The organism is Pectobacterium zantedeschiae (assembly GCF_004137795.1).
Taxonomy (GTDB): domain Bacteria; phylum Pseudomonadota; class Gammaproteobacteria; order Enterobacterales; family Enterobacteriaceae; genus Pectobacterium; species Pectobacterium zantedeschiae.
In genome coordinates this window covers 143,182-169,737 of record NZ_NWTM01000004.1, presented here as the reverse complement: position 1 = coordinate 169,737, position 26,556 = coordinate 143,182, and the positions used below count along the sequence as shown (strand labels likewise).

At 53.1% G+C, this 26,556-nt stretch carries 19 protein-coding genes; 9 read left to right on the top strand and 10 right to left on the bottom strand.

The genetic code is table 11. From position 1 onward, the window contains the following. The first annotated feature begins 29 nt into the window (after window positions 1-29). Together olsF and CLR69_RS19420 are read left to right on the top strand one after the other, a co-directional pair. On the top strand, window positions 30-1,745 hold the full coding sequence (gene olsF / locus CLR69_RS19425; RefSeq protein WP_131535067.1) for a bifunctional ornithine lipid synthase OlsF: 1,716 nt from the start codon (window positions 30-32) through the stop codon (window positions 1,743-1,745). Between the two features lie 327 nt (window positions 1,746-2,072). Beyond that, window positions 2,073-3,740: a methyl-accepting chemotaxis protein gene (locus tag CLR69_RS19420; RefSeq protein WP_131535066.1), complete on the top strand. Its 1,668-nt coding sequence runs from the start codon at window positions 2,073-2,075 to the stop codon at window positions 3,738-3,740. A 93-nt stretch (window positions 3,741-3,833) separates the two neighbouring features. On the opposite strand, the gene CLR69_RS19415 is transcribed toward CLR69_RS19420, so the two are convergent. After that, window positions 3,834-5,117 carry a citrate synthase gene (locus CLR69_RS19415; protein WP_131535065.1) on the bottom strand — a complete coding sequence of 428 codons (1,284 nt, stop codon included), beginning with the start codon at window positions 5,115-5,117 and terminating at the stop codon, window positions 3,834-3,836. 385 nt (window positions 5,118-5,502) lie between these two features. On the opposite strand from CLR69_RS19415, the gene CLR69_RS19410 reads away from it, so the two are divergent. The 5 genes from CLR69_RS19410 to CLR69_RS19390 all read left to right on the top strand — a co-directional run bounded on the left by CLR69_RS19410 (window position 5,503) and on the right by CLR69_RS19390 (window position 12,280). Next, entirely contained in the window at window positions 5,503-7,836 is a 2,334-nt protein-coding gene (locus tag CLR69_RS19410) for a Tex family protein (RefSeq protein WP_131535064.1), read from the top strand. A gap of 226 nt (window positions 7,837-8,062) precedes the next feature. Then, entirely contained in the window at window positions 8,063-8,851 is a 789-nt protein-coding gene (locus CLR69_RS19405) for an IclR family transcriptional regulator (RefSeq protein WP_129708576.1), read from the top strand. A 326-nt stretch (window positions 8,852-9,177) separates the two neighbouring features. After that, window positions 9,178-10,134 carry a 2-keto-3-deoxygluconate transporter gene (gene kdgT, locus CLR69_RS19400; protein ID WP_129708579.1) on the top strand — a complete coding sequence of 319 codons (957 nt, stop codon included), beginning with the start codon at window positions 9,178-9,180 and terminating at the stop codon, window positions 10,132-10,134. A gap of 11 nt (window positions 10,135-10,145) precedes the next feature. Continuing rightward, on the top strand, window positions 10,146-10,982 hold the full coding sequence (gene kduI, locus CLR69_RS19395; RefSeq protein WP_129708582.1) for a 5-dehydro-4-deoxy-D-glucuronate isomerase: 837 nt from the start codon (window positions 10,146-10,148) through the stop codon (window positions 10,980-10,982). Between the two features lie 248 nt (window positions 10,983-11,230). After that, entirely contained in the window at window positions 11,231-12,280 is a 1,050-nt protein-coding gene (locus CLR69_RS19390) for an asparaginase (protein WP_131535063.1), read from the top strand. Window positions 12,281-12,421: 141 nt separating this feature from the next. Here CLR69_RS19390 and CLR69_RS19385 read toward each other — a convergent pair whose 3' ends face one another. The 8 genes from CLR69_RS19385 to bioH all read right to left on the bottom strand — a co-directional run bounded on the left by CLR69_RS19385 (window position 12,422) and on the right by bioH (window position 22,952). Continuing rightward, window positions 12,422-13,777, bottom strand: a complete 1,356-nt coding sequence (locus tag CLR69_RS19385) for an FtsX-like permease family protein (RefSeq protein WP_129708587.1) — start codon at window positions 13,775-13,777, stop codon at window positions 12,422-12,424. Then, window positions 13,774-14,466 (bottom strand): ABC transporter ATP-binding protein, encoded by a 693-nt coding sequence (locus CLR69_RS19380; protein WP_131535062.1) that lies wholly within the window; start codon window positions 14,464-14,466, stop codon window positions 13,774-13,776. Before CLR69_RS19380 ends, CLR69_RS19385 begins: the two co-directional genes overlap by 4 nt. An 8-nt stretch (window positions 14,467-14,474) precedes the next feature. After that, window positions 14,475-14,954, bottom strand: a complete 480-nt coding sequence (locus CLR69_RS19375) for a hypothetical protein (RefSeq protein WP_131535061.1) — start codon at window positions 14,952-14,954, stop codon at window positions 14,475-14,477. Window positions 14,955-14,966: 12 nt separating this feature from the next. Beyond that, window positions 14,967-16,712, bottom strand: a complete 1,746-nt coding sequence (locus CLR69_RS19370) for an alkaline phosphatase (protein WP_129708596.1) — start codon at window positions 16,710-16,712, stop codon at window positions 14,967-14,969. A gap of 124 nt (window positions 16,713-16,836) precedes the next feature. Then, window positions 16,837-17,820 carry a GlxA family transcriptional regulator gene (locus tag CLR69_RS19365; protein ID WP_129708599.1) on the bottom strand — a complete coding sequence of 328 codons (984 nt, stop codon included), beginning with the start codon at window positions 17,818-17,820 and terminating at the stop codon, window positions 16,837-16,839. A gap of 106 nt (window positions 17,821-17,926) precedes the next feature. Beyond that, window positions 17,927-18,541, bottom strand: a complete 615-nt coding sequence (locus CLR69_RS19360) for a LysE family translocator (protein ID WP_129708602.1) — start codon at window positions 18,539-18,541, stop codon at window positions 17,927-17,929. A 149-nt stretch (window positions 18,542-18,690) separates the two neighbouring features. Continuing rightward, window positions 18,691-21,807, bottom strand: a complete 3,117-nt coding sequence (acrD, locus tag CLR69_RS19355; RefSeq protein WP_131535060.1) for a multidrug efflux RND transporter permease AcrD — start codon at window positions 21,805-21,807, stop codon at window positions 18,691-18,693. Between the two features lie 377 nt (window positions 21,808-22,184). Then, window positions 22,185-22,952 carry a pimeloyl-ACP methyl ester esterase BioH gene (gene bioH, locus CLR69_RS19350; RefSeq protein WP_131535059.1) on the bottom strand — a complete coding sequence of 256 codons (768 nt, stop codon included), beginning with the start codon at window positions 22,950-22,952 and terminating at the stop codon, window positions 22,185-22,187. Window positions 22,953-23,055: 103 nt separating this feature from the next. Here bioH and gntX point away from each other — a divergent pair, with 103 nt between their 5' ends. Both gntX and nfuA read left to right on the top strand, forming a co-directional pair. Further along, a complete protein-coding gene (gntX, locus tag CLR69_RS19345; RefSeq protein WP_131535058.1) occupies window positions 23,056-23,757 on the top strand; it encodes a DNA utilization protein GntX in 702 nt (233 codons plus the stop codon). A 60-nt stretch (window positions 23,758-23,817) separates the two neighbouring features. Further along, on the top strand, window positions 23,818-24,393 hold the full coding sequence (gene nfuA / locus CLR69_RS19340) for a Fe-S biogenesis protein NfuA (RefSeq protein ID WP_129708614.1): 576 nt from the start codon (window positions 23,818-23,820) through the stop codon (window positions 24,391-24,393). 83 nt (window positions 24,394-24,476) lie between these two features. On the opposite strand, the gene malQ is transcribed toward nfuA, so the two are convergent. Next, window positions 24,477-26,552, bottom strand: a complete 2,076-nt coding sequence (gene malQ / locus CLR69_RS19335) for a 4-alpha-glucanotransferase (protein ID WP_129708617.1) — start codon at window positions 26,550-26,552, stop codon at window positions 24,477-24,479. Window positions 26,553-26,556 lie beyond the last annotated feature (4 nt).

Below are 26,556 nucleotides of genomic sequence, written 5' to 3'. Positions count from 1 at the left end.
TAGCCACGGAGAGCTACGGAGAACGATTTATGTTTAGCTTAGACGCCATTCTGCAAGATCTTGCCCCGCATCGCCATACGCCACCCTGGCAGAAAACGGTTTTGCGTTCTCTGCTATTTGAAAATGAAATGCAGCAATTTGCGCGGCGTTACCCGCACTTGAAAGGATTGGATCTGGTCGAACAGATCCTTGATTACTTCAACTTCAGTTGCGAAATGGTCGAGGGGGATTTAGAGAATATCCCCAGCCAGGGGCCGGTGGTGCTGGTCGCCAACCACCCGATTGGCTCACTGGACGGCCTGGCGTTATTACGCACCGTCGCCAGCGTCAGGCCCGATGTCCGCATCGTCGCCAGCCAGCTACTCTCTTATGTCGCCCCGCTCAAAAATCTGTTTTTTTCCGTCGATAACTTCAACAACCGTACCAAACGCCAGCAAATCAGCGCCATCCAGCAGCATCTGGAAGGCGACGGCGCGATCATCGTATTCCCTGCTGGCGAGGTTTCACGTGCCAGCCTGCAAGGTATTCGTGATGGTCATTGGCACAACGGATTTATCCGCATGGCAAGCAAAGCCCGTGCACCCGTAGTACCCATCCATATCGGCGGACGCAACAGTACGCTGTTCTATCTCTCCTCCATGATTTATCGCCCGCTGTCCACCCTTCTGCTAGTCAGAGAAATGTTCGGTCAGCGTGGGCAAACTCTCAAACTGCGTATCGGAGCCAGAATTCCCTATACGTCCTGGAGCCAAGGCGAATGGAACGCCAACGATCTGGCGGCCCGCTTCCGGCGACATGTTTATCGATTGGGACAAGGAAAACCTGGCTGCTTTGTGGGTGAGAAGCCCATTGCGCTGGCCGAAGATCGTGTGCTGCTGAAGCGCGCGCTGTCAGAGTGTGAAACGCTGGGCACCACGCCGGATGGCAAAGTGGTCTATCTGTATCGGCGCGGTGAAGAGGATTACGTACCGCTGTTGCGTGAACTCGGACGCCTGCGTGAAATCGCCTTCCGCGCCGTGGGCGAAGGCTCCGGTCAGCGCCGCGATCTGGACAGCTATGACGATGACTATATGCACCTGATCCTATGGGACGATCGCGAGCTAGAGATTGTGGGTGCTTATCGCTTTATCTCAACGGCAAGCCTGATCGCCGAAAAAGGGAAAAGCGGCCTCTATAGCCACAGTCTATTCCAGTACGGCGACGAAATGGACCCGATACTGGCGTCAGGCATTGAACTGGGACGCAGTTTTATTCAACCAAAATACTGGGGTAAACGCGGACTGGATTATCTGTGGCTGGGTATTGGTGCTTATCTGGCGCGTTATCCAGAACATCGCTATCTGTTTGGTCCTGTGTCACTTTCTGGCACCTTACCGTCAAATGCCCGCGATTTGCTGGTCGCTTTTTATCGGCTGCACTTCTCGCCAGATTTGCCAATGGCAACATCACGCCGCCCCTACCCTGCCTCGTTACCCGATGTCTTAAAACAGTTTGGAGGCACCGACTATCAAGAGGATCTCACACGGTTGAAAAGCATGCTCAGCAATATGGGCTGCGCCATTCCAACACTCTACAAGCAGTATTCGGAGCTGTGTGAGCCCGGAGGCGTGCGATTTATCGACTTTGGCATCGATCCCGATTTCAATAACTGCATCGACGGTCTGGTGTTAATTGATATCTCCCGCTTTAAACCACAGCGTTATCAGCGCTATATTGCCCCTTTTATCAGCGATAAAACCTCTTGATTGATTAGTGCGTTAGCCTCTGAAGGGCTAACGCACCACTTCCCTTCGTGCCAATCGTTTCAGAACCGAGATACGCGGAACGCGTTTTGTCTCTCAGATCACACATTTCATACGAAATCCCTCTCACGGTAATTTACGTGATCAACTGAACGCTTTTCCTGCCGATATTAAAGATATTCTTATCGATATGTTTTTGAATGCGGGAGTGGCCGATGTATCCCGAAAATGCTAAACATAGCTATAATACCTTGTCATTACTTGCATCGGTTACGATAGCAAGCACCCACCGTTATACCTTCATAGCATGTCAAAAAATTAAGGATGTTTATGAATATGCTGAACAGAATCAAACTCGGCAAGATGCTGGGTATGGGATTTTCTCTGGTTATCATCATCAGCCTGATGGTGGCATTCTTCGGACGACTCCAACTGGTTGGGCTGGGTAACGACATTGACCGACTTTCGGGCACTACGCTAGCCAATATGTTATTGATTCAGGAAGTTAAAGCCGGTTTTGATGCCAATGCTCGCCTGATCCGCAACATTGCGATTAGCACGGACCCTGCACAAATCAAGCAGGAAAAGCAGTTCGTTGATGAGCAAATCGCCCGTAATACCGCCAACCTGAAAAAGCTGGGGCAACAGTTGGATACCGCAGGAACTAGCGCGCTGTTGAAGCAGTTTCAGGATACCCGCCCGCCGTACCTTGCCGCGTTTTTGAAAGCCATAGAACTGGTGCAATCCACCGATCCACAACGGCGTCTACAGGGTAACGCTATTATTCTCAATGAGATGCAGACTGCACAAAACGCGCTGTTTAAAGTGTTGGACGCGATGATGGCCTCACAACAGCAGGATACCAACGAGATTGTCAGCCACGCCCAGCATAGCGCGCAATCCGGCAGCGTCATCATGCTGATTCTCGCCCTTGCCGCCACCGCGATGGCCGCAGTCGTAGCCTGGTTGATTACCCGCACGTTAAAAAATCAGCTGGGTGGCGAACCACTTTATGCGACCCACATTGCCCGGCAGGTGGCCGATGGCGATCTGGCTGTCGATATCAACATCAAGCCGGACGATCACAGCAGCCTGTTAGCCACTATGCATCATATGAGTAATAACCTCGGTGATATCGTCGAGCAAGTGCGACAGAGCAGCGAAGCCATCGCTTCCGGTTCCAGCCAAATCGCCGCAGGCAGCGAAAATCTTAGCCAACGCACCGAAGAACAAGCTGCCAGCTTGCAGCAAACCGCCGCATCGATGGAGCAGATGAGTCAGGCCATTCGTCAAAATGCGCATACCGTGCGTAGCGCCACGCAACTTGCCAGCCAGGCCAGCGAAACGGCAACGAAAGGTGGTGATGCCATCAGCGATATGGTCATTACGATGAAAGAGATCTCCACCAGCTCGCACAAAATCCGGGACATTATTAGCGTCATTGATGGCATCGCCTTTCAGACCAATATTCTGGCGCTGAATGCGGCGGTCGAAGCCGCTCGTGCAGGCGAGCAAGGTCGCGGCTTCGCCGTGGTAGCCGGAGAGGTTCGTTCACTGGCACAGCGCTCTGCCTCCGCAGCCAAAGAGATTGCGGTACTGATCAACACCAGTGTCGAGAAAGTTGAAGCAGGGAATCGTCTGGTTGAAGACACTGGCAGCACAATCGATGAACTGGTACGTCAGGCACGCAGCGTGGCAGATTTAATCGGCGAGATCGGGACGACCACGCAGGAACAGGAATCCGGCATTTCGCAAATCCATGATGCAGTGAACCAGCTCGATCAGGTTACGCAGCAGAACGCAACGCTGGTTGAAGAGTCCGCCAATGCAGCAACCAGCCTGAGCGAACAGTCGTCCCATCTGGTCACACTCATGAACCATTTCCACCTGCGAGGCACGCCAGCAACCCGTCCCGCACCGATGACAAAGAAAGCACAACCGACCCGCTTGGCACTTGCTCCGGCAGGAAACACGCAGGATAACTGGGAAAAATTCTAACGCATTTCCCCTCCCCCTGATGCCGCAGCATCGGCATCAGGGGGCAATCGCATTAGTCCTTCATTTGAGAAACATTATCCCTTCTGAGAAACATCATTTCTTCTGAGAAACATAGTCCCGACGCGGCTGTCCGGTATAAATTTGGCGTGGGCGGTAGATGCTGATTTCCTGCTGTTTGTGCATTTCATCCCAATGCGCGATCCAACCGATCGTCCTGCCAACGGTAGAAATGACGGTAAACATCGACGGCGGTAGCCCCATCGCTTTCAGGATGACGGAGGTATAGAAATCGACGCTCGGGTAGAGTTTATTCTCCAGAAAATACGCATCCGTCATGGCGATATGTTCCAGCTCCATCGCCACCTGCAACAGGCTGTCTTCCGTGCCAAGTTCATTCAGCACTTCGTAACAGGTTTTACGCAGAATCGCCGCGCGTGGATCGAAGTGCTGATAGACCGAGTTACCGAATCCCATCAGACGGAATGAGTCACAGCGGTCTTTCGCACGCCGTACAAATTCAGGAATGCGATCGACCGTTTTAATCTCTTCCAGCATGTGCATGCAGGCTTCGTTCGCACCGCCGTGCAGCGGCCCCCACATCGACGCCAGCCCAGCCGCAATGCAGGCGAACGGATTCGCGCCAGAAGAGCCAGACGCTCTGACCGCCATGGTGGACGGGCATTGACCATGATCGGCATGCAGAATCAGGATGCGGTTCATCGCCCGTTCCAATACCGGATTGACTTCATATTTCTCTGCCGGAATCGAAAACAGCATGTGCAGGAAGTTGCCAGTATAGGAGAGAGAATTACACGGATAGACGGACGGCTGTTCGACGGAGTATTTGTAGCACATCGCTGCCAACGTCGGCATTTTTGACAACAATCGCACTGCCGCCAGTTCGCGGTGCTCTGCGTTGTGGATATCCAATACATCGTGATAGAACGCGGCCAATGCGCCAACGACCGCACACATCAGCGCCATCGGATGGGAATCGCGACGAAAGCCGCTGAACATCCGGGTAATCTGCTCATGCACCAGCGTATGGCGGGTAATGTTATCAGCAAATTTCGCATACGCCTCCGGTGAAGGCGCTTCGCCGTGCAGCAGGATATAACAAACCTCAGTAAAGTCGCACTGCTCGGCAAGCTGTTCGACAGGGAAGCCCCGATGCAGTAACACGCTGTTCGCTGCGTCAATATAGGTAATTGCCGACTCACATCCTGCCGTATTGGCGAAACCGGGGTCATAGCTGCACAACCCGTGTTCACCGAGAGGGCGAATATCCACCGCCGCTTTCCCCAATACGCCGGAACGCATTTCCAGCGTAATATCCGCCTGCCCTTCTGCCGCCAACGTGGACGTTCTGACTGTCATGAATCTTCCTCCTGCCCGAATAATGATGTTGTTCCCGTCCGCTCTCACAGGCTTTGGATAGGTAACCCCGTGCTATACGCCCTGATTAACGCGACGCTCAATTTAAAACGGCACTCAATTTACAGCGACACTTAATTTACAGCGACACAAGGCCAACGTATGTCATACGCTAAAATCGTGAGTGGGTTGCAAGAATCTGACGGAATATTGATTTAGGTAAAGATTGTTGCGTTGAACAGTCCGAGATCTTCCACGCTTTCCAGACGGCGGCGGCTGGCATTTTGCACGCTCAATCCGTATAACTGTCCTCACTTGTTTACTCCAATACTTATTTATTCCACTACTTATTTACTCCACTAACTTGATGACGATTGATATCAGACCTATGAATGATTCATTAAGCCAAATTATCGCCAGCGAATTGCAGGCGCGCACGGAGCAGGTAGACGCCGCAGTCCGCCTGCTGGACGAAGGAAATACCGTCCCTTTTATCGCCCGTTACCGTAAAGAAGTGACCGGCGGGCTGGATGACACCCAACTACGCCAGCTCGAAACGCGTCTCGGTTACCTGCGTGAACTGGAAGATCGACGCCAGACTATTCTGAAATCCATCGACGAGCAGGGAAAGTTAACCGCGCAGCTCGCTACCGCCATTAACGGCACGCTGAGCAAAACCGAGCTTGAAGATCTCTACCTGCCGTATAAACCTAAGCGACGCACGCGTGGACAAATCGCGATTGAAGCCGGTCTGGAACCGTTGGCTGACGGCCTATGGCAAGACCCAAGCCAAGAGCCGGAACTGACGGCACAGGCTTATGTCGATGCCGAGAAAGGCGTAGCAGACGTGAAGGCCGCGCTGGACGGCGCACGTTACATCCTGATGGAACGCTTTGCCGAAGACGCAACGCTGCTGGCAAAAGTGCGTCATTATCTGTGGAAAAACGCGCATCTGGTTTCCCGCGTGGTAGAAGGGAAAGAGGAAGAAGGCGCGAAGTTCCGTGACTATTTCGATCATCACGAACCGATTGCGCAGGTGCCCTCACACCGCGCGCTGGCAATGTTCCGTGGGCGTAACGAAGGCGTACTGCAACTGGCGTTGAACGCCGATCCGCAACACGAAGAAGCACCGCGTGAGAGCTACTGTGAACAGATTATTATCGACCATCTGAATCTGCGGCTAGGCAACGCGGCAGCCGACAGCTGGCGGCGCGCCGTCATTAGCTGGACGTGGCGCATCAAAGTCCTACTGCACCTTGAAACCGAGTTGATGGGCAGCGTGCGTGAAAAAGCCGAAGACGAAGCGATCAACGTTTTCGCCCGTAACATGCACGATCTGCTGATGGCCGCGCCTGCGGGCATGCGCGCCACCATGGGTCTCGATCCGGGTCTGCGTACCGGCGTAAAAGTCGCGGTAGTGGATGCCACCGGCAAGCTGGTCGCGACCGACACCATTTATCCGCACACCGGTCAGGCAGCTAAGGCGGCACCGATCATCGCCGCACTGTGCCTCAAACATCAGGTTGAGCTAGTGGCGATTGGTAACGGCACCGCATCGCGTGAAACCGAGCGCTTCTTCCTCGACACACAGAAACAGTTCCCGGATATCAAGGCGCAGAAAGTGATTGTCAGCGAAGCAGGCGCGTCGGTGTATTCCGCCTCTGAACTGGCCGCGCTGGAATTCCCCGATCTGGATGTATCGCTGCGCGGCGCGGTATCCATCGCCCGCCGTTTGCAGGACCCGCTGGCGGAGCTGGTGAAGATCGATCCGAAATCCATCGGTGTTGGCCAGTATCAGCATGACGTGAGCCAGAGCCTGCTGGCGAAGAAACTGGATGCAGTGGTCGAGGACTGCGTAAACGCCGTCGGCGTTGATCTGAACACCGCGTCCGTTGCGCTGTTAACACGTGTCGCAGGGCTGACGCGCATGATGGCACAAAATATTGTGACCTGGCGTGATGAGAACGGCCGTTTCCACAACCGCGAACAGTTACTGAAAGTCAGCCGTCTGGGGCCAAAAGCCTTTGAACAGTGCGCGGGCTTCCTGCGTATCAACCACGGCAATAACCCTCTGGATGCGTCCACCGTTCACCCGGAAGCCTATCCAATTGTGGAGCGAATTCTGGCCGCGACCGAACAGGCGTTGCAGGAGTTAATGGGGAATCCAACCGCGCTGCGTAACCTGAAACCGTCGGATTTCACCGATGAACGTTTCGGCGTACCCACAGTGACTGACATTATCAAAGAGCTGGAAAAACCGGGTCGCGATCCGCGTCCTGAATTCAAAACCGCCAGCTTCGCCGACGGCGTGGAAACCTTAAACGATCTGCTGCCGGGTATGATTCTTGAAGGCGCGGTCACCAACGTCACCAACTTTGGCGCGTTTGTGGATATCGGCGTCCATCAGGACGGCTTGGTCCATATTTCATCACTGGCCGATCGTTTCGTCGACGATCCACATAAAGTGGTGAAAGCCGGTGACATCGTGAAAGTGAAAGTGATGGAAGTCGATCTACAGCGTAAGCGTATCGCACTGACCATGCGGCTTGATGAGCAACCGGGCGACACCGCATCACGTCGTAGCGGTGGCAATGCACGTGGTGACAGCAATACCTCACAGCGTCAGCCAGCCGGCAAACCACGTCCACGCCCTGCTAGCGCACCTGTCGCAGGCAACAGTGCAATGGGCGACGCTCTAGCAGCGGCATTTAAAAAGCGTTAATCCCCGTTCTTCTATTATTTAAAAGATTACTGACCCCATTAATGAGGTCAGTAATCTTTCCTGCCAAAATATCGCTATTCTGTTTCCCTAATAAAACTACGTTTCATTTATATTGAAATATTCAACCATTTTACGATTGATTTGTGATCTGCATCTAGGTAAATAAATTACCGTTGCGTTATTATTGTTCTATATAGGAAACCATAGTTTTACATATAGAACAATCATGAATATATTCCAACAGCTCGAACACAGTAAAGCACCGGCAGCGGTTCGTTTAGTGATGATTATTGACTATATCGCCAAACGTGATGAAGCCAGCTTCACTGAGATTTGTACTGATTTGTCTATACCCAAAAGCAGCGTGCATCATTTATTAGAAGTGTTGGTGGTTACACAACTGCTACGCCAGCGCGCTGATGGGCGTTATGTTTTGGGGCTAAGACTATTTGAGCTGGGTGGTCTGGTAATAAAGAATATTGACCTGCGTAAAGACACAATCAACTTTATGCATGAGCTGGTTAAAGAGACGGAATTGACCTGCCATCTGGGTATTTTAGACGGTGATAACGGATTCTTCCTGAGTAAGGTGGAATCTCCCAAGGCCATCGTAAAAACATCCTGGGAAGGTAAGAAAATTGTTTTTAACCGTATGTCTCTGGGAAAAGTGTTATTAGCCTGGCTACCGCAGGAAAGAATTGAATCACTGATTGCCGATTGTACTTTTGAGTATTTAACACCACGGACGATTACCAACAAAGAAGATTTCCTGCAACACTTGAAAACCGTCAAGGAGCAGGGTTGGGCAATAGACGATGGCGAAGACATAGAAGAAATCTGCTGTATGGCCGCGCCGATTTTTAATCAGGATGGTGACGTCATCGCCGCTATCGGCGTTAACGGTATGCAATCGCAATATGCTAACGGAAAAAAAGAGAAGCATCTGGCAAGCCTGATTAAAACCAGCAAAGCTATCACCGATCATATTAACAGTCGGAATATTGATATTAGATAATATATCCATATTAAATATACATAGTGAATTTGTGATTTATTAAAAAATCACTCAGCAACAGTCACGAAAAAACACCTGTAATCGCGAATTACGCATTACGGGAAGACTATCTATATCTGAACCATGCTCAAAACCATAAACATCAAAGCAACGAAGAGTATTTATTATCAATTTTATAATAAGGACGACCATCTTCAATAATTAATGAAATTGGGTAATAACACCTTAGTTATTATTCCCCTCTATTTATTACTTTATACAAATAACCTCTCTGTCTTTATTGACGGCGGGCTGAACATATTTCTATTTTTACAATGAGAACTGTTATGAAAATCAAACAAGCTATTGATAAAATCCCTGGGGGATTAATGCTGGTTCCGCTCTTTTTGGGCGCGTTCTGTAATACCTTTACACCGGGGGCTGGGAAATATTTAGGTTCTTTCAGCAACGGTCTTATTACTGGCACGATACCTATTCTGGCCGTTTGGTTTTTCTGCATGGGCGCATCTATTGAGCTTAAAGCAACGGGAACGATGCTGAAAAAATCAGGCGTTCTGGTGGTGACAAAACTCGCCACCGCCTGGGTTGTTGCGCTGATCGCGGGCACATTCTTGCCGGGAGACGGCATCCAAAACGGCTTGTTGGCGGGCATCTCCGTTCTTGCGCTGGTCGCGGCAATGGATATGACTAACGGCGGTTTGTACGCCGCATTGATGAACCAATACGGTTCGAAAGAAGAAGCCGGTGCCTTCGTGCTGATGTCTCTGGAATCGGGTCCGTTGATGACCATGGTCATTCTGGGTGCGAGCGGTATCGCCACTTTTGAACCTCAATTATTTGTTGGTGCCGTACTGCCTTTCCTGATTGGTTTTACATTGGGCAACCTGGACCCAGACTTGAGAAAACTGTTCGGTAATTCAGTACAAACCCTGATTCCTTTCTTCGCCTTTGCGTTGGGCAACACCATTAATTTATCAGTGATCCTTCAAACAGGCTTCGCAGGTATCTTCCTCGGCGTATTGGTGATTATTGTTACCGGTATTCCATTGATTCTCGCCGATAAATTTATCGGCGGTGGTAATGGAACCGCAGGCGTGGCCGCATCCAGTAGCGCAGGTGCTGCCGTCGCCACGCCCCTTCTGATCGCGAATATGGCTCCTGAGTTCGCGCCAGTCGCTCAGCAGGCGACAGCGTTAGTCGCCACCAGCGTCATTGTGACGTCAGTATTGGTGCCCATCATTACGGCATTATGGGCAAAACGCTTTTCACCTAAACACGCATAGAAGGTAACAGAATGGACGTACGACAGAGTGTACACAGTGAACATGCGAAAACGCTTGATACCACCGAGCTGAGAAAGAAATTTCTCATTGAGAAAATCTTCACGCCAAACCACTACACCATGACTTACAGCCACATCGACCGCATTGTTGTGGGTGGGATCATGCCGGTAGATGGCGAGATAACGTTTGATGACGACATCGGCAAACAGTTTGGCGTGAACTATTTTCTTGAGCGGCGCGAGCTGGGACTGATCAATATCGGCGGCCCGGCAAAAATCGTTATCGACGGCACCAGCTATCAGGTTGGCAATGAGGAAGCGCTCTATGTCGGAAAAGGCGCCAAAGCCTTAGCTTTTAGTAGCCTGGATAAGACTAAACCGGCAAAGCTGTATTATAACAGCGCGCCAGCGCATGCCGTTTACCCGACACGCATCATCACACAGGATGAGGCGATCAAAGCCCCGTTGGGAGACGTCACAACCTGCAACAAACGGACGATTTGCAAATATCTGGTGCCAGAAGTGGTGGAAACCTGCCAGTTGAGCATGGGGCTAACCCGTCTGGCGGAAGGCAGCAACTGGAATTCAATGCCGACGCATACCCATGAACGCAGAATGGAGGTTTACTTCTATTTTGACATGGCGGAAGACACCATTATTTTCCATATGATGGGCGAACCACATGAAACGCGCCATCTGGTGATGCATAACGAACAGGCAGTGATCTCGCCGAGCTGGTCAATTCACACTGGCGTCGGCACCAAAAACTACGCCTTTATCTGGGGCATGATCGGCGAAAATCTGACGTTTGACGATATGGACCATATCGCGATGTTGGATTTACGCTAATCCCCTTTGGCGTTACGCCGAGAAAGTAAGATGCAACAGGGTGAACCACGTTCACCCTGTTTCTTTATGTTGTATCAGGAAAGCACTCACCATTGCGGTGCAATATGGTCGCCCTCTCCCGCTGCGATGCACCAATAAAAAACAAAATCCCATTTAATCAGCTGATAAACAAAGAAAATTCGCCTAAAAAATTGGTATAGAAGTTGCTTTTGTTCTTGCATTCACATGCCAAAAACAAGGACCTGCCAATGCAACTCTCATTCATCGCTCGCACCATCACCGCCGCTTGTCTGATGCTGTCATCCCATGCGCTTCTGGCCGATGACGCCAAACCTGGCGTCACTATCTATGCTACCGGCGGCACCATCGCCGGAAAGGCAGAATCCAATACGGACACGACAGGCTATAAGGCGGGCGCGATCGGCATTCAGGAACTGCTGAATGCGGTACCGACTATTGGCGATGTTGCGACGGTAACAGGTGAGCAGATCGCTAACACCGCCAGCGGAAATATCGATCAGGCCATTCTGTTAAAGCTATCCAAAGCGATTAACAAACAGTTAGGTGATTCAAATACGCACGGCGTCGTCATTACTCACGGCACCGATACGTTGGAAGAGACCGCGTTCTTCTTGGATCTGACGGTAAAAAGTGAGAAACCAGTGGTAATTGTTGGCGCAATGCGTCCCGCCACTGCCATCAGCGCGGATGGTCCTATGAACCTGCTGGAAGCCGTCACGCTGGCAACCAGCAAGAACGCGGAAAAACGCGGCGCGCTGGTATTGCTGAACGATCGCATCGGCTCCGCATTCTATACCACTAAAACCAATGCCACGGCGCTGGACACGTTCAAAGCCAATGAACAAGGCTATCTAGGCGCATTCTACGGCGGCGTTCCGCGTTTCTTTTATCAGCCTGCTGCCCCCGAGAACAAACCGTTCTTTGACGTAAGCAATAAAGAAACGCTGGCGAAGGTCGACATTCTCTACGGCTATCAGGATCAAGACAGTGGTCTGCTGAATGCCGCCATTGAACAGGGCGCAAAAGGCATCATTATCGCGGGTAGCGGCAACGGCGCGACGCCTACACGAATCAAAGAAGACATCAAGAAAGCGGTAGCGAAAGGCATTCCAGTAGTGATCAGTACGCGTACCGGTAGCGGCTATGTAACCGATAAGAAGAAAGACGGGGCAATCGGCAGTGGATTCTACAACCCGCAAAAAGCACGCATTTTGCTTTCGCTGGCGTTATCTAACGGCGACAACATCGAAAAAATCCGCACCTATTTCGAGCAGTAGGAGCAGGTTAAGCCGTAATAATGGGGGTATCCCGCGCATAAACCTGCGAGATACCTTTTAAAACAACGTATTACTTTCAGTATGGATGCACACGTGCGCCGTCATTTACGACGGCGCACGCCGCTATTCCCCGCTACACACTTATTCCCCTCGCAGCGCCGTTGCGGGAGATTGACGATAAGACAGCATGGCCGGAATGGTGAGGACGACAGCAGCGACCAGCAACAGGAGCAAGACGAAGTGGATGTCTTCCCATTCCAACGTCACCGGCAGAACAAAGCCGCTTTTTTCGCTCATCACCACCGCAATCGCCTGTGCAGCAAGGTAGCCCAGGCCGACACCCAATAGCACGCCGACGCTCACCAATGACATCAGCCCGCTCCAAATCAGCGTGAAAATGCCGTAGCGCGGCGCGCCAAATGCGCGGAGTGCGCCAATCTGTTTCTGTCGCTGCCGCAGGTGAATAACCGCCACCATTGCGACGGCTACACCCACCAGCCCCTGCGTCCCCAGCGAGATATAGGTCAGCAGTTCACGAATATCGCCCAGCATCGAGTACAACTTCACCAGCACTTCACCGGGGAACACCGCCAGCGTGGTGTTGCTACGATACAGCGAGCGCAGTTGATAAGCGCCCGCGATCGTTTTCGGTTTCACGACAATCGCAGGGAGTCCCGCCTGATGTTTGTGCTCATGTGCTTCTGCATCGCTATGATCGTCACCATGTGCAGTCGTAGCCGGATGCGAGGCATCATCATGATGTTCCTCACCTTCAGGATGATGTTCTCCATCAGATGAATGCGCCACGCTGGGTTCGTCGTGGTGCACATCTTCGTGATCGTGTGCATCTTGTTCATGCGCATCATCTGCATCATGCGGTGGATGGATCCCATGCACTCGCCACACGGCATTTACTGGCACCAGAATCGCTTTATCCCACGCACTACCGTCAGCAGGTAACACACCGACAACGGTATAGCTGACGTCATCATGCGCGTGCGCTCCTTCCGTTCCCACCTGACCATGAATAGGGCTAAATTTACTTCCCACCGTCAGCCCCGTTTGCGCACCAACCACAGCCTCAAAGCCGTCATTAAACACGCGTCCGGCGGTAAGCTGTCGCTTACCGTTATCTGTGACCAACGGCAGCGTAGTGCCGATAATCGGCATCCCTTGATAGAAATCACCGAACGCGACCGGTGCCGCCCAGGCGACCAGAGGGTTCTTCTCCAAATCCGTCAGCACCTGTGCAGGAATCAACGTCAGCGCAGACGGTTGCAGGAACACGGATGACAGCACCAGTTGCGTTTCACTCCCCGGCGCGCCAATCACCAAATCGAAACGATCGGCCGCTTTGGCACTCCCCATGCGCAGCGCTCTTTCCTGCAAACTCACCGAAATACTTAACGCTGTCGCCATCGCGATCAGCAACACCACGACCAGCACACCCGGCCAGAGCCGACGCCAGTCGACCCAGATAAGACGCCATGGAATCATGCACGATCCTCCTGATACGGCGTGTCCGCCACGAGGCGTCCTTTTTCCAGTTGAATACAACGCGACATCTGCGATGCCAGACGTGCATCGTGCGTGATGGCAATAAGCGTTGCACGACTCTCTCGCGCCAGCGTCACCAGCAGGTCAGCAATCTGCTCACCGCTCAGCGCATCCAGACTGGCCGTCGGTTCATCGGCGACGATAATGTCTGGATTGCTCAGCAAGGCTCTCGCGACCGCAACCCGCTGCTTTTCGCCGCGTGATAACACCTCAACCGGGCGTTTTCCCGTATCCAGTCCGACCTGTGCCAGCAAATCTGCCGCCCGTTGCCTGAGCGACGTGGGTATCCGCCAGTGATGAAACTGCGCGGGCAGTAAGACGTTCTCTATCGCATTCAGACCGGGAAAAAGGTGGAAATCCTGCATCACCAGCCCGATATGCTTTGCCCGCCAGCGGTCACGTTCCGCTTCATTCAACTGCCAAATGTCCTGCTGTTCCCACTGCACCTGACCCGTTCCACTGTGATCCATGCCAGTAATAGCATTCACCAGCGTGGTCTTACCGGAGCCAGAAGGCCCCATCACGGCAACCCGCTCGCCAGAACGAATCGACAGTGCGGGAATATCCAGCACGGCCTCAGACGTATCGGGGAAGGTCACACTCAGGTGTTGAATCAATAACTCAGCCATCAGCGCTCCTAAAGGGTATCGAACGTGGCTTCACGCAGTCGCAGTAGGCTGACAAAACCCGTTTCAGGATCGGTCCACGATCCATGCTCCAGCACGCCTTCCACCTCAATCATGGTGTTGTTCTGTACGAAGGTCTGTCGCTTGGCGAGATAGACAACGACGATATCTTCTGGCCAGTCCGCATCAGACGAGCAGAAAGGGCACAGCGCCATCGGCATTTTGGTTAAAACAAAGAATTGTGACTCCGCCTTGAGTGGCGGTGCCATAAAGCCACTCATCTTTACCCGTTTACCGGAGAGTGCTTTGACGTCATTGGAGAATTCCAGACCCAGCACGCCGTAAGAGGCGTATAGCTTATCGAAGGAGAGTTCAGACTGCGCGGCGTTCACCGGGGCGATACCACCGAGGAGGAGGAGCACCAGCACCGCACGCAGCCAGGAGAATAAAAGCGGGGTTGCCCCCGCTTTGCTGCATTTCGCATTATTCATAGCGTCGTAGGATTACTTTTTGTCCTGCGGTTTCACCGCAAGCGCGTCCACAATCACCCGGAACAGGTCGGTGTTTTCCATGTAACCACGGATACGTTCTGCACCTGGGCCGCTCGCCTGAATCACCATATCGTCAACGGCATGAACGCCGGTATCGGAAGAGCGTGGCAGGATCCCTTCACGGAATACCGCACCCGGCACTTTCTCGTAGGCTTTGTTGGCAACATACTCATCTTTTTCGTTCTTGATAGCAGGAACGAACTGGCCATCCAGCTTCGGACGGAACGTTTCATAATAGTCTGGGTAGTTGTTGAAGAACACCGCCAGACGCTTGGAGACGTTCAAATCATCCGGGTAACCGTCTTTATTGGCGTCTTTATAGTTCGGATAGCCTGCGTCTTCATACACGCCGACTTTCTCACGCATCTCGGTGCCTGGCTTGCTGTCATCTACCGTACCGATGATAGACAGGCCGTGCGTATGGTCGCCCGTTACGATAATCATCGTGTCTGGGTTTTTCTCCACGAACTTCTTGGCGATCGCGACAGACTGATCCAGCATGATGGTGTTAGTAAACGCACGTTCCCAGTCCAGCGGGTGAGAGGCTTTGTCGATCAGCGCAGATTCTACCATCAGGAAGAAACCGTCTTTGTTTTTGGACAGCACATCCAGCGCCGCCTGCGTCATTTCAGTCAGGTCAGGCTGATTAGGGAATTTCTTGGCAACGTCATTTTTCAGGAAACGACGATCCATCACACCATCCATATTACCGGTGTGGAACAGCCCCAGCAGTTTGGTGGCCTGTGAAGCGTTTTTCTTCAGTGAATCCGCATCGGTAACCAGTGAGTAACCCGCCTGCTGGAATTTCTCAACGTAGTTAGTCTCGTCTTTGCGCTTTGAACCCGGCGTGCTTTTCGGCAGGAAGTAGGCAGAACCACCGCCCAGCATGACCGTAGGCTGCACGTTGTAGAACATTTCAACGATTTCAGCTTTATCCGCACGGCGGCGAGTGTGGGAAACCACCGCGGCTGGCGTGGCATCCTGAAGTTCAGCATCGCTGACGACACCGACAGACATTTTGGTAGAACGGGTCAGCAGCTCACCCAGCGTCTCTTGCTTCGGGTGATCCAGTGAATTTTTGCTACGGCTGACGTACACACCCAGCGCATTCACACCGGATTTATGACCGGTCATGTAAGCACTCATGGTGTTGGCGCTATCGGCCGCGATGGAGTCGGTACTGGATGTACCGCCAAACGCCATATATTGCAGGTCATCAATCGCCAAACGACCATCCGCTTTCCCTTCCGTCACCCCTTTGGACAGGATGCGCGCGCCGGTGCGGTGCGCAACGGACAGGCCATCTCCGATGAACAGAATGACGTTCTTGGCTTTACGCGTACCGGGCGCGGAATAAACGTCCCAGCTCACCTGAGTCTTTTTGCCTTTGGCTTCCGCTTCTACTACGTATTTGCCTGCTTCTGGCAGATTCACGTCTCGCAGCCAGATCGTGGAAGCGTTGCCGCCATCCTCACGCTCAACAAACGAGGCCGTTTTGCCCAGCACCTGCTGGTAATCTTTGCCGTTGATCAGAATGCGGATATCTTCCGGCTTGAGTACTTCATCAAACTCGACTTTAAAATCGAATTTCCCGCCCGCCAGCATGGTGGCGCGGTCAATGGGATAAATGGCCTGAGCCTGCACCATTCCTGGCAGTGCAGCAGAAATCAGTAAAGGCAGTAACCAGCGAGCTTTCATTGTTATGTCCTTGGTTGCGTAGTTTAGCAGGACATAACGTAGTTACCTTTTTTTACAGTTTGATGAATTTCACCATAAATTATTGCATCTACCTCTATTTTTAATAACAAATACAATCTGGCTGTTACGTTTCAAATGCATTCGCTCGACGCCATTTTCCAGGCGTCAGACCCAGATGCTGCCGGAAAATACGACTCAAATGGCTGGGATCTGAAAATCCGGTATCTGCCGCAATTTGGGACAAGGTACGGGAAGTGCGTAACATCAACCAACAGGCCTGAGCGATCTTCATGTCCATGTATGCCTGCTGGATGGTACGGCCGATACTCTTTTGCAGCGACCTATCCAATTGTCTACGCGATAGGCCGCTGCGCTGAGCAATATCCTCAGAAGTTAGCCTGCTTGCCAGACTCTGACGCATAATAACCAGCGCCCGCCGTACCGACGTCGGCGCGCCTTCAAGCTCAGGGCTGTTCCATGTCAGGCTGGACGGCGGAACAAACCCACCGACCAACATATCTGACAATCCCTTGATAGCCCGTTCTCTTCCCAGTTTTTTTTCCAGCAGAAAGGCGGCCAGCTCGATGGTGGCGCTGCCGCCGGGGCAAGAATAGAGATTCCCTTCCTCCATGACGTTCTTGTCTGTAACGGGGGTGATCGACGGAAACAACGCTTTAAACTCACTGAAATGACGCCAGTGAACAAGAATACGCTTGCCGGAAAAACCCGTCTCCGCGAGAAGAAAGGCGGCGTTATCGACACTCACAAGGGGGATTTTGCTGCGTCGAAGGTGCCGCAGCAGCGGGAGATAAGAAGCGGTATCCGATAATATTTTGGCTGGCGTATTCCCACCGAAGATCACGAAATAATCGCAGTTTCCAGCATGAATTTGTCGTGCTGAAACTGCCTCGTCTGGCACGAGCACCGCTCCACAGCTTGCTGTCACAGGCAGGCTATCCAGCGCGGTCAGCGTCCAGGAACAGTTCAACTGACGGCTATAGTCCTCCTCATCGCTGGAGAACCGTAGCTTGTCAAGAAACCCACCGACTGACAAAAGGGAAAAACCCGGCATCAGCAGCAGAACAAATTTTACCTGGGTATTAGCCATTTTATGCCTGCTCAAAAAATGGATCGCGACAACACAATCCAGACAGAGATAATCCTATTTTAACGCTCAGCGGAGAAACGCGTTTTTTTGGAACAGGACTCGTCGTTTACTGCATAAACAATACCAGACCGCCAATCATCATAAAGATGGCACCACAGACCAGACTAAAGGCTTTGCCATGCACAGCAAGGTAAGCTCGGAATCGTCCCGCCGTCAGGTTGATAGCCAGTTCAACCAGAAACTCCACGGCAGCGAAGGTGGCAACCATCACGGCAAATTGCAGCAATGTGTCCTTTGTCGGATCGATAAATTGAGAGAGAAATGCGCCGAAAAATAAGAAGACTTTTGGATTCGAGCCTGCCGATGCCGCGCCCTGGGTAAAGAGAGATAACCGATTTATCGAGGCCACCAATGGCGCAGATTCACCGATGTTCAGCGTCCTTAACCGCCATTGCCTGAAGCCCAGCCAGATAAGGTACATACCGCCCGCAAATTTTAGGTAAACCAGAAAAGAAGGGTAAGCCTTAAGCAACACGTCAATGCCAAACAGGGACACAATCATCAGTAGCGTAAAGGCCAGTATGCCGCCCCAAATGGTATACAGGGTGACAGCAGGCCCGAATCGGATACTGTGCGTGATGACCAATAACGCATTCGGCCCAGGGGTCAGGGCAAGGCCACAACAGGCAAGCGCGAAGTAAAACCACACATGGATATCCATAACATCTCCTCTTTTACAGAGGTATTAGAGCGAACTGTTCAGCGTGAAGAAATGAACAGTTCGGACTAAATAGTGTTGTTTATGGACACCCAGCCAGCCACCATTCGACGAATGCCATCATGTCGTCAGGCAATGTCACCTATTATTCCCTATTCCAGCACCTTATCCTTTAACGGAAAGCGGCGGCGCACGACGACAAAGAATAGCGGCACGAAAAAGATAGCGAGGAAGGTGGCAGCCAGCATGCCGCCGATCACGCCCGTCCCCACCGCATGCTGGCTGGCAGAACCCGCGCCACTGCTGGTCGCCATCGGCAGTACGCCAAAAATAAATGCCAGCGACGTCATCAATATCGGCCGCAGTCGCTGGCGGGAAGCCTCCAGCGTGGCCTCAACCAGATCCTTCCCTTTGTGGTTCATCTCGTTAGCGAATTCCACAATCAGAATGGCGTTCTTTGCCGATAACCCGACCACCGTCAACAGCCCAACCTGAAAATAGACATCGTTTTCCAGACCGCGCGCCCAGGTCGCCACCAGCGCCCCGAGCACCCCCATCGGCACCACCAGCATGACGGAGAACGGCACCGTCCAGCTTTCATACAACGCAGCCAGACACAGAAACACCACCAGCAGCGAAATCGCATACAGCGCCGGAGCCTGCGCCCCGCTCAAACGCTCCTGCAAGGACATCCCCGTCCACTCCAGCCCAAAACCTTCCGGCAGCTTCGCCACCAGCGACTCCATAATAGTCATCGCTGTACCAGTACTCACGCCCGGCGTGGCCTCACCGACAATCTCCAACGATGAATAACCGTTGTAACGCTCTAAGCGTGGCGATCCGGTTTCCCAAACGGTTTGCGCAAACGCGCTGAACGGCACCATGCCGCCGCTGTTGTTGCGCACATACCATTTACTGATGTCGTCCGGCAGCATGCGGAACTTCGCTGCCGCCTGCACATAGACTTTCTTCACACGGCCACGATCAAGGAAGTCATTGACGTAGGTCGAGCCCCAGCCGGTTTTCAGCGTACTGTTAATGTCATCCACCGACACGCCCAGCGCCTGTGCTTTGCGCTGATCGATATGAATACGTAATTGCGAACTGTCATCCAGACCGTTGTGGCGCACGCGCGCCAGTTCTCGGTTGCTGTCAGCCATGTTCAGCAGTTGATCCCGCGCTTCCATCAGCGCATCGTGCCCCAGTCCGCCGCGATCCTGTAACCGCATAGCGAAACCCGCAGCGCTCCCCAACCCGTTGATAGATGGTGGGCTGCTGGCAAACACGCGTGCTTCCTTGATATTACGAAAGGCTTTAGTTGCACGTTCAATAACGGCAAACGAACTGCTCTCTGGCGTCGTGCGTTCATTCCAGTCCTTAAGACGCACAAACAGCCGTGCCACGTTCTGCCCATTCCCGCCCGGCCCCGAGCCAATGGTAGAAAACACGGATGTCACCGTGTCCTTTTCCTGCGTAAGGTAATACTGCTCGATCTTGTTGACCACCTGTAAGGTCTGCTGCTGTGTCGCTCCCGGAGGGAGCTGCACCTGAGTCGTAAACACGCCCCGATCTTCCTGTGGCAGGAATGAGGTAGGCAGCCGAAAAAACAGAAAAGCCATAACGCCGATGATACCCATATACAGCAGCAGCCAACGCCCGCTACTGATCAATATTTTGCCCACGCCACGTTCATACTTCAGGGACGTGCGGGTAAAACTCCGGTTAAACCAGCCAAAGAAGCCTTTACGACCGTGATGTTGGCCCTTGGCGAGCGGCTTGAGCAGCGTCACACATAGCGCGGGCGTCAGAATCATCGCCACCAGCACCGACAGAATCATTGACGTCACAATCGTGATGGAGAACTGGCGGTAAATCGCCCCCGTGGTACCACCAAAGAAAGCCATCGGCACAAACACGGCGGACAGCACCAGCGCAATCCCTACCAGCGCCCCCTGCACCTGCCCCATCGATTTCCGCGTCGCGTCTCGCGGCGAGAGCCCCTCTTCGCTCATCACCCGCTCCACGTTTTCGACTACTACGATGGCGTCGTCCACCAGCAGGCCAATCGCCAGCACCATAGCGAACATCGTCAGCGTGTTCAGGCTAAAACCGAAGGCATACAGCACGGCAAACGTACCGAGCAGCACCACCGGTACAGCAATCGTCGGAATCAGCGTAGCGCGGAAATTCTGCAAGAACAGGTACATCACCAGAAAGACCAGCAGCACCGCTTCAAACAGGGTTTTCACCACATCGGTGATAGAAGCTTTAACAAAAGGGGACGTTTCGAAGGCGATTTTGGCTTCCAGCCCGTGTGGGAAGTACCGCGACAGTTCTTCGATACGTTCTCTGACGCGCTTATCGGTTTCCAGCTCATTCGCACCAGACGCCAGCGTCACCCCCAGGCCAGAAGCGGACTGACCGTTGAAACGGCTGAGAAAATCGTAGCGTTCGGCACCCAGTTCGACTTCCGCAACGTTAGCTAAGGTCACAGCAGAGCCGTCCTGATTGACGCGCAGCGTGATATCACGGAACTGCTGTGGCGTCTGTAACAGGGATTGTGCGTTGATCGTCGCGTTCAGCGCCTGATTATCCACCGACGGTACTCCGCCGACCTGTCCTACCGAAACCTGACTGTTCTGTGATTCGATGGCCCGTACCACGTCGCTGGTCGTCAGCGCATAGTTCATCAGTTTGGCAGGATCCAGCCAGATGCGCATCGCATACTGTGATCCATAAGCAGAAACCTCGCCGACCCCACTGATACGGCTAATCGGTTCCTGAATATTCGTCGCGACATAATCGGCGATATCCTGTTTATCCATACTGCCATCGGTAGAGACAAACGCGACCATCAGGATATTGGTATCGCCAGTTTTACTCACGGTGACGCCCTGCTGCTGGACTTCCTGCGGCAGCTTGCGGATAGCGGATTGAAGCTGGTTTTGCACCTGCTGACGGGCTTCATCGGGATCGGTACCCGCCTCGAAGGTCAGCATGACACGGGCCTGTCCGGTATTGCTGCTGTCCGAGGACATGTACATCAGGTTGTCCAGCCCGGTCATGCTCTGTTCGATAACCTGCGTAACGGTGTTTTCCAGCGTCTGTGCCGATGCGCCAGGGTAGCTCGCCGTGATCCTTACGCTGGGCGGAGCCAGATCGGGATACTGTTCTAGCGGTAATGATTTGATCGCCAACATACCGCACAGGCTGAGAAGGATAGCCAGCACCCACGCAAAAATAGGACGGTCGACAAAAAAATTCGCCATCTCTCCAACACTCCTCAGCCATATTTTGACGAGGCTGCTTTATGAGCAGCCTACTTATAATCGAACAGAATCGGGTTCATTCAACCCAGAGAAAAACCTGCATACAAGGTAATGCTGATCACTTCAGCATGGATTTACTCGCCCAGTTCCTGTGCTCGCCCTGACGGGCTGCCACAAGTGGCATTTAAAATGCGTTTGCATTTTATAAGGGGAAACACGGTGATGAGGTTCCCGTAGGGATGCCTCACACCGTGGTAGCCCCCGGTATCTCGATCTTGAAACGACCGACATTATGCATACAGCGTGTCGAATAACCTTAACTGCCAACATTGGCTAGATCGTGGAGAAATTGAGGAGAAAATGTAAATTATCGTCGGCTACGCCTGAGCAAACGCGATCACCTGCTCGGTAAACGCATCAGGATGCGAGATAAACGGCGCATGCGCGGCCTTTGGCATCACCACCGACGTCGAATTCGGCCACTCGTCATCCAGCAATCCGGCGACCTTGCGCGGCACCAATCCGTCTAACGCGCCATAGAGCCGCAGCAGAGGCACCGTCAAATCGGTTAACGGCTGGCGTAAATCCGCTGCACGCAAAATATCCAGTCCGCCATTAAGCACATCCACTGAGGGCATCGGTTGTTCCAGAACCACACTTTTTAGCAATCTTGCATCTTGCCGTGCGCTCTCCGTTCCCAACGTTTGCAGTGCCAAAAACCGCTCAACCGTGCGCTGAAAATCCTCACTGAGCTGCTGCTGAAAGCCCTGTAATACGTTCGGCTTGATACCCGGCCAGCCATCCTGTGCGCTGAAACAGGGCGATGACGCCACGGTAATCAGTTTTTCTACCCGAGAAGGGGCGCTCAGCGCAATTTGGCTGGCAACCAATCCACCCAATGACCATCCCAGCCAGACGGCACGCTCCGGTGCCTGCATCAGTACAATGTTCGCCATGTCACTCAGGGACATCGGCCCGAATCCCTGACTTCTGCCATAGCCCGGCAGATCGACCAGATGCAGACGGAAATGCGGAGCAAGTCGCACCACCATGCTTTGCCATACCTGTGCGTTCAATCCCCATCCGTGCAGCAACACAAGATCCGTATTTCCTGCGCCTTCGGTCTGCCAATACAACGATGCCATCAGTTATCTTCCTTCCTCAGGGAACCCCTTCACGCTTACGTAGGGTCAATATATTTCAGGGAAAAGCCCCCTATTTAGGGGAGAACTATATTTAGGGAAAAATATGTTAACCATCGCAGCACGCTGCTGGCTATGTTTATTGCCGCTTCATCGCAGCCAGCAGGGAATTTGTTCGTACTGTCAGCGCCATTTGCCCCACTTGCCTCCTTGCTGCCCGCGCTGTGGCTTACCCGCTAGCCAGACAACACGTCAATGTGGCCGCTGCCTGCAACATCCACCGCCGTGGCAATCGATGACCTTTGTCAGCGACTATGCGCCGCCGTTTAACACACTGCTTAAACATTTCAAGTTTCACGGTAAAACCGAACTGGCAGTGGTACTCGCACGACAGCTGTTATTGCGCTGGCAGATGACATATCGCGAACGAAAACTCACTGGGCAACTTCGCCTATTCCGCCCCGATCGCCTGTTTACCGTTCCCCTACACCGAAACCGCCAGTGGCATCGTGGTTTTAACCAGACCGAACTGCTCGCTCGCCCTCTCGCTCACTGGCTGAACTGTGCTTACGATCCACGCGAGTTGCAGCGCACGCGACGCACACTGCTTCAGCAAACGCTAAGCGCCGGTGCACGACGAAGAAATCTACGAGGTGCCTTTTCCTGTGATGTCCCGCTATCCGGGCAGCAGGTGGTTTTACTGGATGATGTGGTTACGACGGGCAGCACCGCAGCCGAAATCAGCAGGCTGTTACTGGCTCAAGGCGCGGTGGGCGTTCAGGTCTGGTGTTTGTGCCGAACCTTGTAGTTGGGGGGAGGATGGGCGTATTATAACCGATAAGTGCAGTCAACTATTGAGCTTACTATTATGATCCGTATTACCGATGCTGCTCAGGAGCATTTCCTGAAACTGTTGGCAAAACAGGAAGAAGGCACACAGATTCGCGTATTTGTTATCAATCCAGGTACGCCAAACGCCGAGTGCGGTGTCTCTTACTGCCCGCCGGATGCCGTAGAAGCCAGCGATACCGTACTGAAGTTTGAAAAGATTTCCGCCTACGTGGACGAACTCAGCGCACCTTACCTGGAAGAGGCTGAAATCGACTTCGTGACTGACCAATTAGGTTCTCAGCTTACGCTGAAAGCACCGAACGCCAAAATGCGTAAAGTGGACGACAGCGCCCCGCTGATGGAACGCGTTGAGTATGTACTGCAATCGCAGATCAACCCACAGCTGGCTGGCCACGGTGGTCGTGTGACGCTGATGGAAATTACCGATGATGGCCTGGCGATTCTGCAATTTGGCGGCGGCTGTAACGGCTGTTCTATGGTCGACGTCACGCTGAAAGAAGGGATCGAGAAAGAGCTGCTGGAAAAATTCCCTGAGCTGAAAGGCGTGAGAGACCTCACCGAACATCAGCGCGGCGAACACTCCTACTATTAATGTCCCCCGCTACTGATTTTTCCTGCTGATGTATTCTGCTTAATCCTCCCGCAGTTTAGGGGAGGATTACCCTGCCGCTCTACTTAACCTTTTACCGGTACACCGCGACGTAAATCCACATCCCGAACCAGTCGTTCAAGGCAGCGGTCAGCGAAGATCGATTCCAGCGGACGCGTGAGCTTACGCCGCCAGTTGGGATACTCGCGATTAGTGCCCGGAACATTGACCGGCGTCGCCATATCCAGCCAGTCTTCCAGTTGAAACCCGACCAGTGCGCTGGCGCTATCTGCAACATAGCGGTGAACGCCACGACTCAGCGGTGCGCCCATTGTCGTCAGCGCCGAGTTGCGGCCAACACGCTGCGGCAATAGTCCGTAATGGTGTAATGCGTTAAGCAGCCCCTGCTTTGCTTTCTCACGCTGTTGCATCTGCTCTTGCAACAACGACTCCTCAGGGTAAAGCCCTAGCTCACGCCCAAGCGATAAGTCCACCGTTTGCCAGTAGCCGCGCAGTGTCGGTAGGTCGTGAGTGGTAATGGTTGCCATCGCCTGACGCGGATAATCTTCAGGGGCGCGAAAATGGTTCTCTTCGTCCTTTTCAAAGAACAGCACTTTGTAGGAATAGATGCCGTAGTCATGCAGTTTGCTGACAATTTCCGGCGGCACCGTGCCTAAATCCTCACCGATAATCAGGCAGCGATGTCGCTGGCTTTCCAGCGCCAGCACCGCCAGCAGATCGTCGACCGGATAATGCACATAAGCTCCGCTGCCTGCTGACTCCGCTTTGGGGATCCACCACAGGCGCAAGAGCGCCATCACATGATCGATGCGCAATGCACCGCAGTGTGCCATGTTGCTGCGCAGTACATCGATAAAAGGTTGATAGCCGCGAAGCTGCATCATGGTGGGGTTCATCGGTGCAAGCTGCCAATTTTGTCCCTGTGGCCCCAGCGGATCCGGCGGTGCCCCGATAGAAGCATCGAGACAATATAGCTGTCGTTCGTCCCAGGTTTCCGCGCCGCCTTGTGCGACGCCAACGGCCAGGTCGCGATACAGACCTAGCGGCAGACCAAGCTGTTTACTGTGTGCGTAGCAGTCCGCTAATTGCTCATGCGCCACCCATTGTAGCCAGCTGTAGAACGTAATCTCATCGCTGTTTTCACGCCGGAATGACTTCACCGTTTCACTGTGTACATCATGATAGCTGGCAGGCCATTGGTGCCAGTCCGCGTAGTTCTCGCCCTGCTTTTTCAGGTAGGCCTGCAACGCATCAAACGTCGCCTGGAGTTGCAGGCTCTGTCCGCCGCTGACGACAAACTGACGAAAGGCGCTAATGCGCGGATCCAGCGTACTGCGGGTAGTAAAGTAGCGAAATGCCAGCCGCAATGCAGTCAGTTTGAGCTGCGTAACGGGCTCATAATCGACCCAGCGACCCGCTCGCAGTGACGTAACCGCACTTTGCGTATCCTCACGATGCCACCACTCCTGCGCTTCGGCACTCTGCTGGAAATCATCGATTCGATTCACATCGATATAAATAATGTTCAGCCAGTGTCGGGAAGAAGGACTGTAAGGGCTCGCAGCTTCTGGCAGGGCGGGATACAGCGAATGCAGCGGGTTCAGTCCCACAAAGGCACCGCCACGCCGGGCAATTTGTTCCACCAGTTGGCGCAAATCGCCAAAATCCCCCACGCCCCAGTTGTTCTGCGAACGCAGGGTGTAAAGCTGGACAGTAGCCCCCCACCAGCGTTTTCCCTGCTGTAAGGCTTCGGGTTCATAGCAACGGTGAGGCGCCACAATAATCCGGCAACTCCAGCGTTGGTCCGCCTGCGTCAGCGTCAGGTAGTGGTAACCCAGCGGCAACACGCCCGGCAGAGCCAGCATTGAGCCACCCGTTATCTGCCCTTGAATTTGACCGCCGTTTTCATACATCAGCGTCCAGAGGAATTCACCGCGACCAGCAAGCTCGATGACCGCATCTCGGCCTTGCAAAAAGACACGAACAGGCGGCAAGGGCGCATTACCGCTATCAGAAACGTCCATCATTGCCTGAATCTGGTTTCTGATTGCGGCCGCAACAATGTGCTCTTTGCCATAGGCATCGGTATAGCTTTCCGCGATGCCTGTCTGTTGGCTTGCCAGTTTATCCACCTTGAACACCCTC

Excerpts from the sequence above, each read along its gene's own strand:
- olsF (WP_131535067.1), top strand. The coding sequence starts at position 30 with ATGTTTAGCTTAGACGCCATTCTGCAAGATCTTGCCCCGCATCGCCAT.
- CLR69_RS19420 (WP_131535066.1), top strand. The coding sequence starts at position 2,073 with ATGAATATGCTGAACAGAATCAAACTCGGCAAGATGCTGGGTATGGGA.
- CLR69_RS19415 (WP_131535065.1), bottom strand. The coding sequence starts at position 5,117 with ATGACAGTCAGAACGTCCACGTTGGCGGCAGAAGGGCAGGCGGATATT.
- CLR69_RS19410 (WP_131535064.1), top strand. The coding sequence starts at position 5,503 with ATGAATGATTCATTAAGCCAAATTATCGCCAGCGAATTGCAGGCGCGC.
- CLR69_RS19405 (WP_129708576.1), top strand. The coding sequence starts at position 8,063 with ATGAATATATTCCAACAGCTCGAACACAGTAAAGCACCGGCAGCGGTT.
- kdgT (WP_129708579.1), top strand. The coding sequence starts at position 9,178 with ATGAAAATCAAACAAGCTATTGATAAAATCCCTGGGGGATTAATGCTG.
- kduI (WP_129708582.1), top strand. The coding sequence starts at position 10,146 with ATGGACGTACGACAGAGTGTACACAGTGAACATGCGAAAACGCTTGAT.
- CLR69_RS19390 (WP_131535063.1), top strand. The coding sequence starts at position 11,231 with ATGCAACTCTCATTCATCGCTCGCACCATCACCGCCGCTTGTCTGATG.
- CLR69_RS19385 (WP_129708587.1), bottom strand. The coding sequence starts at position 13,777 with ATGATTCCATGGCGTCTTATCTGGGTCGACTGGCGTCGGCTCTGGCCG.
- CLR69_RS19380 (WP_131535062.1), bottom strand. The coding sequence starts at position 14,466 with ATGGCTGAGTTATTGATTCAACACCTGAGTGTGACCTTCCCCGATACG.
- CLR69_RS19375 (WP_131535061.1), bottom strand. The coding sequence starts at position 14,954 with ATGAATAATGCGAAATGCAGCAAAGCGGGGGCAACCCCGCTTTTATTC.
- CLR69_RS19370 (WP_129708596.1), bottom strand. The coding sequence starts at position 16,712 with ATGAAAGCTCGCTGGTTACTGCCTTTACTGATTTCTGCTGCACTGCCA.
- CLR69_RS19365 (WP_129708599.1), bottom strand. The coding sequence starts at position 17,820 with ATGGCTAATACCCAGGTAAAATTTGTTCTGCTGCTGATGCCGGGTTTT.
- CLR69_RS19360 (WP_129708602.1), bottom strand. The coding sequence starts at position 18,541 with ATGGATATCCATGTGTGGTTTTACTTCGCGCTTGCCTGTTGTGGCCTT.
- acrD (WP_131535060.1), bottom strand. The coding sequence starts at position 21,807 with ATGGCGAATTTTTTTGTCGACCGTCCTATTTTTGCGTGGGTGCTGGCT.
- bioH (WP_131535059.1), bottom strand. The coding sequence starts at position 22,952 with ATGGCATCGTTGTATTGGCAGACCGAAGGCGCAGGAAATACGGATCTT.
- gntX (WP_131535058.1), top strand. The coding sequence starts at position 23,056 with ATGTTAACCATCGCAGCACGCTGCTGGCTATGTTTATTGCCGCTTCAT.
- nfuA (WP_129708614.1), top strand. The coding sequence starts at position 23,818 with ATGATCCGTATTACCGATGCTGCTCAGGAGCATTTCCTGAAACTGTTG.